This window comes from Streptomyces sp. NPDC056373, assembly GCF_042262425.1.
In the GTDB taxonomy this organism is placed as follows: domain Bacteria; phylum Actinomycetota; class Actinomycetes; order Streptomycetales; family Streptomycetaceae; genus Streptomyces.
The window spans coordinates 422,068-429,370 of the sequence record NZ_JBHJPX010000007.1 but is presented as its reverse complement, the minus strand read 5'-3'; the positions used below and the strand labels follow the sequence as shown (position 1 = coordinate 429,370).

General features: G+C 71.0%; 6 protein-coding genes. 4 read left to right on the top strand and 2 right to left on the bottom strand.

Going from position 1 to position 7,303, the window contains the following annotated elements:
- Positions 1-106 precede the first annotated feature (106 nt).
- Together ACFCXS_RS17630 and ACFCXS_RS17625 are read right to left on the bottom strand one after the other, a co-directional pair.
- Complete coding sequence (locus tag ACFCXS_RS17630) at positions 107-1,021, bottom strand: helix-turn-helix domain-containing protein (RefSeq protein ID WP_376644228.1); 915 nt, start codon at positions 1,019-1,021, stop codon at positions 107-109.
- Between the two features lie 170 nt (positions 1,022-1,191).
- The gene (locus ACFCXS_RS17625; protein ID WP_362043388.1) at positions 1,192-1,422 is read right to left on the bottom strand and encodes a DUF397 domain-containing protein; all 231 of its coding nucleotides are present in this window, start codon (positions 1,420-1,422) and stop codon (positions 1,192-1,194) included.
- 230 nt (positions 1,423-1,652) lie between these two features.
- Here ACFCXS_RS17625 and ACFCXS_RS17620 point away from each other — a divergent pair, with 230 nt between their 5' ends.
- From ACFCXS_RS17620 to ACFCXS_RS17605, 4 genes are all read left to right on the top strand, one after another.
- Entirely contained in the window at positions 1,653-2,237 is a 585-nt protein-coding gene (locus ACFCXS_RS17620) for an ATP-binding protein (RefSeq protein WP_376644227.1), read from the top strand.
- A gap of 28 nt (positions 2,238-2,265) precedes the next feature.
- Positions 2,266-2,811 (top strand): hypothetical protein, encoded by a 546-nt coding sequence (locus ACFCXS_RS17615; RefSeq protein WP_376644226.1) that lies wholly within the window; start codon positions 2,266-2,268, stop codon positions 2,809-2,811.
- Positions 2,812-2,940: 129 nt separating this feature from the next.
- On the top strand, positions 2,941-5,676 hold the full coding sequence (locus ACFCXS_RS17610; RefSeq protein ID WP_376644225.1) for a SpoIIE family protein phosphatase: 2,736 nt from the start codon (positions 2,941-2,943) through the stop codon (positions 5,674-5,676).
- A 128-nt stretch (positions 5,677-5,804) separates the two neighbouring features.
- A complete protein-coding gene (locus ACFCXS_RS17605) occupies positions 5,805-7,169 on the top strand; it encodes an FAD-dependent oxidoreductase (RefSeq protein ID WP_376644224.1) in 1,365 nt (454 codons plus the stop codon).
- Positions 7,170-7,303 lie beyond the last annotated feature (134 nt).

Below are 7,303 nucleotides of genomic sequence, written 5' to 3'. Positions count from 1 at the left end.
ATACCCGCCGTGGGTCTGGCGGCCGGCGTGCTGGGCCGTCTCCCCGGCTATATTTTCGTTGCCGTCGGCGCGGGGGACGGTCGCCGTCCCGCGCCCGGAACGATCGTCAGGGGTAGCGCTGCTCCATCGTCTGCCGCAGCAGCTCCAGCGAGTCGCGGGGCTTGAGCGCCTCGTCCGCGAGCCGGTCCAGCGCGATCCGGTACTCCTCGGTCTCGTCGCGGTCCTCGAGGAAGTTCGCGCTCTTGATGTGCTCCAGGTAGACCACGTCGGGCAGATCGAGGCCGCCGAAGCGCAGGTATGTGATCGGAATGGCCGGGGCCGAGGCGTTGGTGACGGTCAACGGCACGATCTGCAGCGTCACATTGGGGCGTTCGGCCATCTGCACGAGGTACGCGAGCTGCTCCCGCATCACCTCGGCACTGCCCAGGACGCGCAGCAGCACGGACTCGTCGATGATCGCCCACAGCTGCGGGGCGTCGGCCCTTGACACCAACCGGGCGCGGTGCCTGCGCAGTTCGACGCGGCGCTCCACCTCACCGGCCGGCGCGTTCGGCAGGCCGCGCTCCACCACGGCCCTGGTGTAGGCCGGGGTCTGCAGCAGGCCGGGCACGTACTGGATCTCGAAGGTACGGATGGTGGCGGCGGCCTCCTGCAGTCCGACCAGCCGGTCGAACCACTCGGGCATCAGCCGCTTGTCGTACCGCTGCCACCAGCCCGGCTCACCTGCTCGCTGCAGCAGCTTGAGCAGTACCGAGACCTCGTAGTCGTCGGTGCCGTACAGCTCGAGCAGCGTGCGGACGTCGTTCTCCGTCGGCGGGCGGCGGCCCTTGCCCGACTCGATGCGGGACAGCTTCGCGGCGCTGAACCCGGCAGCGCGCGCCGCCTGGTCCTGGGCGAGCCCGGCGTCCTCCCGGAAGCCGGCGAGCTGCACACCGACCAGCATCTTCAGCAGAGTCGGCGCCGGCTCGGGCCTGTCCAGGTAGGGTTCCAGACGGGAGATGCGATGCGACGCGGCGGACATCCTGACTCCCAGCAGACCGGCACAAGGGCGATTTACACTATCGCACTTCACCAGGTCTTCACGCATCCACCAAGCAGCCCGGTAGAAGTAGGGAGTTGGGCTCCGCTTCTCCCCCCGGGGCGTGCCACCGCAGGCGAGACGACACCGGTCCCGCGGAGCAGGTCTTCGAACTACAGCAGGTGGTCGAACTCGCCGTCCTTCGCGCCGGCGAGGAACGCCGCCACCTCCGCCGACGTGTAGACCAGGGCGGGGCCGTCGGGGTCACGGGAGTTGCGCACGGCGATCCCCCCGTCCACGAGGGGGGCGACTTCGACGCAGTTGCCCTCGGCGTTGCTGTGCCGGCTCTTGATCCAGCAGGCGTCCAACGAGCTGGCCTGCACTCCGTTTCGCACTGGTGGCACCGCAGTCTCCTAGCTGTTCTCGTTCCCCACCGGGCACGGTGCGCCCGGCCGTTCACCCGGGAGCGGCCGCACACCTTCGACCGCACCCGCCCCGGCTTGCGTACCCACAACGGCCGGATTTTCACGCAATTTCTCGTGCAATTGCACGCGAGCGCCTTCAGCGTGGATAATAGCTGCGGCGTCAACCCCCGGGTGAGCGCCGTGTCCTGACGTCGCATCGGGGAGATGCCGTGTCATCACCTGCGCAGCACGTGCTCCGGCCGCCGAGTGGGGCTGCGGCGCACGCAGGCGCACCCGGGGCGAGTCATACCGCGCCGGCCGGTCCGCACACGGCCGTGCCGTACGGGCTCCCGCCCTCGGAGCCGAAGACACTGCCGCAGTTCTCAGGCGCCCTGTCCGCCTCGGCCGCCCTGCGGGTCGAGTGCAGCAGGGAGGGGTTCGCCCGAGTTCGGTCCTTCACCCGCGACACCCTGCACGGCTGGTCACTCGACCACCGCTGTGACGACGCGACCCTCGTCATCACCGAGCTCGCCGCCAACGCCGCGACGCACGCAGCGCCGAGAACCCCCGGTGTGCCGGAGATCCGGCTCGGATTCCTCCTGGACCCCGGCCATCTGCTGGTCACGGTCTCCGACCTCGACGACCACCCGCCCGTGTTCGCGCCGACCGGCGTCGCCCTGGAGGAGCACGGCCGGGGGTTGTGCATCGTCGACGCCCTGTCCGAGGAGTGGGGCTGGTCCCCCGGCGCCCCCGCGGGCAAGACGGTCTGGGCCCGGTTGTCGACCCGGCCGGCCGCACCCTGTCCCCCCATCTGACACGACTGCCGCGGAAAGGCCCCTCGCCATGCGCAGCGCTTCGACGGAACACCCGAGCAGCGAGCGCCCCGAGCGCCCCGACGCCCTCACCGGGACGGTCCGGAACGCGCCGCTCACAGCACTGGACCGCGTGCCGTGGGGCGACATCCAGGACTCCACCGGCTCGGCGGCGGCCATTCCCCTCCTGCTCAACGGCATCGCCGCGGGCGATGCCGACACCGCCCGCTCCGCCCTCGACGACCTGCGGAAACGGATCTGCCAGTTCGGTTTCGTCGTGGAGCAGGCGACGGCGGCCACTGTTCCGTTCCTGTGGGAGCTGGCCAAGCTGCCACAGGTGACCTGCCGTGCCCAGATCATCCGGCTCCTCAAGAGCATCGCTGACGCCCGGCAATGGGAGAGCACCGCCGCCGTCTATCCGAAGCTGCTGAACCACCGGGAGAACCCGGTGGTGTGGGAGCGAGCGGCCCGCCAGGCCGTGCGGGCCCGGCGCGGCGACCTCGGCCGGCTGCTGGCGGACGAGGACCGTGAGATCGCCCGTGCCACGAACGAGCTGGCCCGCTCGCTGGGCGCCTGAAACCGTCGTACGTTGTGCGGTGGGCAGGGAGCCACCGCGGGTCCTCGGACGTGATGAAACGGTGAGAACCCCCTGTCACCATGGGTGATGCCCCTCGCCTCCCGGAGCCCGGCAGTGTAGACATGGCACATGGTCCGACTCGTGGGTCGATCCGGGACTCGATCGCCCCTGCGGCCCGGCGCTGCGCCGACGGCACGGCAGCGGCGGGAGGCGGGCCCGTCGCGGTGGCAACCGGTGGCGGGGCTGCGGTCGGTGCTGGGCGGACGCAGCGTCGCCGGACAGGTCTTCCTGCTCGTCGTGGTGATCGTGCTGCTGCTGGTGGTGGCGGCCGTCGTGGCGCTGGTGCTGCAGGTGCGGCACGACACGACGCAGGAGGCCCGCAACCGTTCGCTCGCGGTCGCTGAGACCTTCGCCAACGCACCGGGCACCGTCGAGGCACTGCAGAGCCCTGATCCCACCGCCGTGCTCCAGCCACGTGCCGAAGCCGCCCGGGAGCGGTCGAAGGTCGACTTCATCGTCGTCATGAACACCGACGGGATCCGCTACACCCACCCCAAGCCGGACCGGATCGGTAAGAAATTCGTCGGGACGATCGCGCCGGCGCTGGCCGGAAGGTCGTTCACCGAGGAGATCGACGGCACCATCGGCCAGCTCGTCCAGGCGGTCGTACCCGTGAAGGACCAGGACGGCCGGGTCGTGGGCCTGGTCTCGGCGGGGATCACGACCAAGAACGTGGGCGGGACCGCCGACCGGCAGCTGCCGCTCGTGCTCGCGGCCGCCGCCGCGGCGCTCGCCCTGGCGACGGCGGGTGCCGCGCTGGTCAGCCGGCGGCTGCTGCGGCAGACCCACGGGCTCGGGCCGCACGAGATGACCCGGATGTACGAACACCACGACGCCGTGCTGCACGCCGTGCGCGAGGGCGTGCTCATCGTCGACGACGGGGGCACGCTGCTGCTCGCCAACGACGAGGCGCACCGGCTGCTCGGGCTGCCGGCCGACGCCGAGGGCCGGCACGTCCTCGGTCTGGGTCTCGACCCGGGCATCGCCGACCTGTTGGCCTCGGGCCGGGTGGCCACGGACGAGGTGCACCTGGTCGGGGACCGGCTCCTCGCCGTCAACCAGCGGACCACGGACCGTGCGGGGGTCCCGCCCGGCAGCGTCGCCACCCTGCGCGACTCCACGGAGCTGCGAGCCCTGTCCGGGCGGGCCGAGACCGCGCGCGAGCGGCTCAACATGCTGTACGACGCCGGAGTGGGCATCGGGACCAGCCTGGACGTGACCCGCACCGCCGAGGAGCTCACCGAGCTGGCCGTGCCCCGGTTCGCCGACTTCGTCACCGTGGACCTGTTCGACGCGGTTCTGGGCGGCGGGCAGCCGAACGCGGCGGCCGCGCTCAGCCGGACCGCGGTGAGCGGGATCCGCAAGGACGCGCCGCTCTATCCGGCCGGGCAAAGGATCAGGTTCGTCGAGTCCTCCCCGCAGGGCCGCAGCCTCGCCACGGGCAGCCCCGTCCTGGAGCTCCGGCTGGGCGAGGCCCCGGGCTGGCAGGCGCAGGACCTGGAGCGCTCCGCGCAGATCGTCGCTTACGGCATCCACTCGCTGATCACCGTGCCGCTGCGGGCCGGCACGCTGATACTCGGCGTGGTGAGCTTCTGGCGCTCCGAGAAGCAGGAGCCCTTCGACACGGACGAGCTGGCCCTGGCGGAGGAGCTGGTCGCGAGGGCCGCCGTCTCCATCGACAACGCCCGCCGCTACACCCGCGAGCACAGCATGGCGGTGACGCTCCAGCGCAGCCTGCTCCCCCGCAACCTGCCCGAGCAGGATGCCCTGGAGATCGCCTACCGCTATCTTCCGGCGCAGGCCGGTGTGGGCGGCGACTGGTTCGACGTGCTGCCGCTGTCGGGGGCCAGGGTCGCGCTCGTGGTCGGGGACGTCGTCGGCCACGGGCTGCACGCCGCGGCCACGATGGGGCGGCTGCGCACCGCGGTGCACAACTTCTCCGCCCTCGATCTGCCGCCCGAGGAACTCGTCGCCCTGCTGGACGAGTTGGTCGGCCGGATCGACCAGGACGAGACCGAGGAGGACGGCAGCGCCCCGGTCACCGGAGCGACCTGTCTGTACGCCGTCTACGACCCGGTCTCCCGACGCTGCACCGTCGCCCGGGCCGGACACCCGCCGCCGGCGCTGATCCACCCCGACGGCGGCGTGGAGTTCCCCGACGTGCCCGCCGGTCCCCCGCTGGGGCTCGGTGGCCTGCCGTTCGAGACGGCGGAGCTGGAACTGGCGGAGGGCAGCCGGCTCGTCCTCTACACCGACGGGCTGGTCGAGGACCGGGAGCGGGACATCGACGTCGGGCTGGAGATGCTGCGCGAGGCGCTGGGCCGGGCCGGGCAGTCCCCGGAGGACACCTGCCGGGTCGTGCTCGACTCGCAGCTCACGGCCCGCTCCAGCGACGACATCGCACTGATCGTGGCCCGTACCCGGGCTCTGACCGCCGAGCACGTCGCGGAGTGGCCGGTGCGGGCCGACCCGGCCGCCGTGGGCGAGGTGCGGGCGGCGGTCAGCCGGCAGCTGGCCGAGTGGGGCCTGGAGGAGCTGACGTTCAGCACGGAGCTGATCCTGAGCGAGCTGGTCACCAACGCGCTGCGGTACGGCGGCGGCCCGATGCGCGTGCGGATGCTGCGGGACCGCAACCTGATCTGCGAGGTGTTCGACAGCAGCAGCACCTCTCCGCACCTTCGGTACGCGACCATGACGGACGAGGGCGGGCGGGGCCTGTTCCTCGTGGCGCAGCTCGCGGAGCGCTGGGGAACGCGCTATCTGCCCGCGGGGAAGGTGATCTGGGCGGAGCAACCCCTGCCATAAGGGCGGCCATGGGCTGGCCATAAAGTAGCCTTATGAGCTCATAGACCGGACCCTCGTACCGGGTTAGGCATGCCTTAGTTTAAGCTTCCCGTTGAGATCGCTTGTCGCCGCTCGAAGGGAACCTGACCATGCCCCGCCCCCTGCGGGTCGCCATCGTCGGATCCGGCCCCGCCGGGATCTACGCCGCCGACGCCCTGCTCAAGTCCGAGGTGGCCGCCGAACCCGGTGTGTCCATAGACATCTTCGAGCGCATGCCGGCCCCGTTCGGCCTGATCCGCTACGGCGTCGCTCCCGACCACCCGCGGATCAAGGGCATCATCACCGCCCTGCACCAGGTGCTCGACAAGCCGCAGATCCGGCTCTTCGGCAACGTGGACTACGGCACGGACATCGGCCTGGACGACCTGCGCGCGCTCTACGACGGCGTGATCTTCGCCACCGGCGCCACGGCCGACCGGGCGCTCTCGCTGCCGGGCATCGACCTCGACGGCTCGTACGGCGCCGCGGACTTCGTGTCCTGGTACGACGGCCACCCGGACGTGCCGCGCACCTGGCCGCTGGAGGCGGAGAAGGTCGCCGTGCTCGGCGTCGGCAACGTCGCGCTCGACGTCGCGCGCGTCCTGGCCAAGACGGCGGACGAGCTGCTGCCGACCGAGATCCCGGCCAACGTCCACGAGGGCCTGAAGGCCAACCGGGCCAAGGAGATCCACGTCTTCGGCCGCCGCGGCCCGGCGCAGGCCAAGTTCAGCCCGATGGAGCTCCGGGAGCTGGACCACTCCCCCAGCATCGAGGTCATCGTCGACCCCGAGGACATCGACTACGACGAGGGCTCGATCACCACGCGGCGCGGCAACAAGCAGGCCGACATGGTGGCCAAGACCCTGGAGAACTGGGCGATCCGCGACGTCGGCGACCGGCCCCACAAGCTCTTCCTGCACTTCTTCGAGTCGCCGGTCGAGGTCCTCGGCGAGGACGGCAGGGTCGTGGGTCTGCGCACCGAGCGCACCGAGCTCGACGGCACGGGCAACGTCAAGGGCACCGGCACCTTCAACACCTGGGACGTGGGCGCGGTGTACCGCGCGGTCGGCTACCTGTCCGACAAACTCCCCAAGCTCCCCTGGGACATCGACTCCGGCACCGTTCCGGACGAGGGCGGCCGGGTCGTTCAGGAGACGGGCGAGCACCTGCAGTCGACGTACGTCACCGGCTGGATCCGGCGCGGCCCCATCGGCCTCATCGGGCACACCAAGGGCGACGCCAACGAGACCGTGGCGAACCTGCTCGACGACTACCGCAACGACCGGCTGCACACGCCGGCCACCCCCGAGCCCGAGGCCCTGGACGCGTTCCTCGCCGAGCGCGGCATCCGCTTCACCACCTGGGACGGCTGGTACCAGCTGGACGCCGCGGAGAAGGCTCTGGGCGAGCCCGAGGGCCGTGAGCGCGTGAAGATCGTCGAGCGCCAGGACATGCTGCGTGCCAGCGGCGCCTGACCCTTCACACCTGACCTCTCACATCGCGCAGGGCGGGGGGGGGTGGGAAAACACCCCAACCCCCCCCCCGGGGGGATTAGTAGGGTTAAAAAAAGGAGGGTTAAACAAACCAAAAAAAAACCAAACACAAAAAG